The organism is Pontibacter rugosus (genome assembly GCF_042678745.1).
Lineage (GTDB): Bacteria > Bacteroidota > Bacteroidia > Cytophagales > Hymenobacteraceae > Pontibacter > Pontibacter rugosus.
Genome location: NZ_JBHTLD010000360.1, coordinates 1 through 2,641, shown reverse-complemented (window position 1 = coordinate 2,641; position 2,641 = coordinate 1). Strand labels below are relative to the sequence as shown.

At 45.1% G+C, this 2,641-nt stretch carries 3 protein-coding genes; all 3 read right to left on the bottom strand.

The annotated features are described in order from the left end of the window. Positions 1-19 precede the first annotated feature (19 nt). Positions 20-1,450, bottom strand: coding sequence for a CCA tRNA nucleotidyltransferase (locus ACFQ2O_RS21090; protein ID WP_377532771.1), 1,431 nt, complete (start codon positions 1,448-1,450; stop codon positions 20-22). A 159-nt stretch (positions 1,451-1,609) separates the two neighbouring features. Continuing rightward, entirely contained in the window at positions 1,610-2,182 is a 573-nt protein-coding gene (locus tag ACFQ2O_RS21085) for an L-threonylcarbamoyladenylate synthase (protein WP_377532769.1), read from the bottom strand. Between the two features lie 32 nt (positions 2,183-2,214). Beyond that, positions 2,215-2,616: a methylmalonyl-CoA epimerase gene (mce, locus tag ACFQ2O_RS21080; protein ID WP_377532767.1), complete on the bottom strand. Its 402-nt coding sequence runs from the start codon at positions 2,614-2,616 to the stop codon at positions 2,215-2,217. Positions 2,617-2,641 lie beyond the last annotated feature (25 nt).

Sequence of the window (2,641 nt, the reverse complement as noted above, 5' to 3'; positions counted from 1 at the left end):
CTGTATAACAAGTAATTGTTTAGTTGTTGTTTAATGAGTGATTTTGGCGAAGCCCCATTTCCTCTCCTCTTGCTAAAAGGAAGGCAAAGGCTTCGTCATACTCATTCTTTACCTTACCTTCTAGTATAGCTTCCGTCAGGATATGCTTCAGGTCTCCAACAATTTTGGATGGTTTCAGACCAAAAGTGTCCATGATGATTTCGCCAGTGATCACGGGCTGGAAGTTGCGCAGGCTATCACTCTCCTCTACCTCCACCAACCGCTTTTCTACCTTATCGAAGTTCTGCAGGTAACGCTTTACTTTATTATCGTTTTTAGAGGTGATGTCGGCACGGCACAACTTCATCAGGGCATCAATATCGTCTCCCGCTTCAAATAAAAGCCTGCGTATAGCAGAATCTGTAACAGTATCTTTTACCAACGCTATGGGGCGGAGATGCAGCTTTACCAGCTTCTGCACAAACTTCATGTGCTCGTTCAGGGGCAGTTTCAGATCGCGGAAAAGCTTTGGCAGCATACGTGCTCCTCGGTCTTCGTGTCCGTGAAAGGTCCAGCCTACTTTAGGCGAATAGCGCTTCGTGTCCGGTTTGGCAATATCATGCATTATCGCAGCCCAACGCAGCCACAAATCATCCGATACCTGCGCTACATTATCCAGCACCTGCAAGGTATGGTAGAAGTTATCTTTGTGTGAGTTGCCATCAATGGTTTCCACGCCCTGCAACTCCACCATTTTAGGGAATATGATGTGCAGCAGACCAGAAGCAAATAGTAGCTTAAAACCGTAGCTTGGCACCGGCGACAACACAATCTTGTTTAACTCATCTGTGATGCGCTCCTGCGACACAATTTTAATCCGCTCTTTGTGATCTATGATGGCATCAAAGGTATCCGGATCAATATCGAAGCTCAGTTGAGAGGCAAAGCGTATGGCACGCATCATGCGCAGCGGATCATCCGAAAAAGTTATGCCTGGCTCAAGAGGGGTACGGATAATCTGGCGGCGCATGTCTTTTACGCCATTAAATTCATCAATGAGAGTACCAAAGTTGGCTTTGTTCAGGCTGATACCTAAGGCATTGATGGTAAAGTCGCGACGGTGCAAGTCATCATCCAGCGTCCCCTGCTCTACCTCCGGCTTACGCGAGTGTTCCCGGTAGGACTCTTTTCGGGCTCCTACAAATTCCACCTCCCAATCATCGGCACGTAACATAGCCGTACCAAAGTTTTTAAAGATAGAAACTTTAGGCTTATGCGGCAGCTTTTGGGCTACCATGGCTGCCAGCGCAATACCATCGCCTACACATACAATATCAATGTCTTTTGATGGCCGTTTCAAAACCAGGTCACGCACAAACCCACCTATAACATAAGCATCAACTCCTAAATCAGCGGCAGCTTCAGATACAACATCAAAAATGGGGTGCTTCGGTAAAGTAACTTGATCCATCATGTATAAACTAAAAACCTCAGGCAGCATTAGTGCAGCCTGAGGTACAAAAATAAGGATAACCTACTCAATAATGAAAGCGACAAGTAAAAGCACCTGTTATACTTTGCTGCACAACAATTTATATTTTAGCTGGTGTATCAAGTATAACACCGTCGCCTAATCACGCAGCACAGTATGAGTCCCATCAGGCATCACCTTAACGATGCGTGATGGCTTAGAAGCCATTTCATCATCCTGCCGCCAATTCACTACAAAATCAACGCGCTTCTTAATCACTTCACTTACGTCAGCAAATGTTTTAGGAGATGGTTCGCCACTCACGTTGGCAGATGTAGAAACGAGTGGCCGGTTGGAGTGGCGGATTAAGCGGTGGCAAAACTCATCTTCTGTAATACGAATGGCTACCGTTCCATCATCGGCCAGTACTTCTTTCGGTAAGTTTTTCGGTTCGGAAAAAACGTAGGTTGTTGGTCGCTCCTGCTGCTGCAACATTTCATCAAAGCCTTCAGGTAAGGCCTTAACGTATCGCAGCAACATCGCTTTATCAGTCACCAGCAAGATCATAGCCTTCGACTCTTCCCGTTCCTTTATCTTGTAAATTTTGCGAACTGCCTGCACATTTTCGGCATCACAGCCAATGCCCCAAACAGTATCTGTAGGATATAGTATAACGTTGCCTATCAATAGCTCATCTTCGGCAGCCTGTATTTGTCTTATAAACTGGTTCATTTCAGATTGTCTCTATAGTGTTGCCTGCGCACCTAACGTATTTCCTGTGTAAGTTCTATCAGCACGCCAGTAGCGCTTTTTGGGTGTACAAAGCAAACAAGCTTATTATCAGCACCCTTTTTAGGTTCCTGGTTAAGCAGCGTGAACCCTTCGGCTTTGAGCCGCTCCATCTCCGCAAAGATGTCCTCCACCTCAAAAGCGATGTGATGTATACCTTCTCCGCGCTTTTCAATAAACTTGCTAATGGCACTTTCTGGAGTTAATCCTTCCAGCAATTCAATTTTGGTATCGCCAACTTTAAAAAAAGAAGTGTTTACTCCCTCTGAGGCCACATGTTCTGTCTTATAAGGCGCTACACCCAACAGCTTGTTGTAAAGTGCATTGGCCTCACTAAAGTTTTTGACTGCTATACCTATATGCTCTACGTTTTTCATTTATATTTTGAATTAGTCTAAGTAA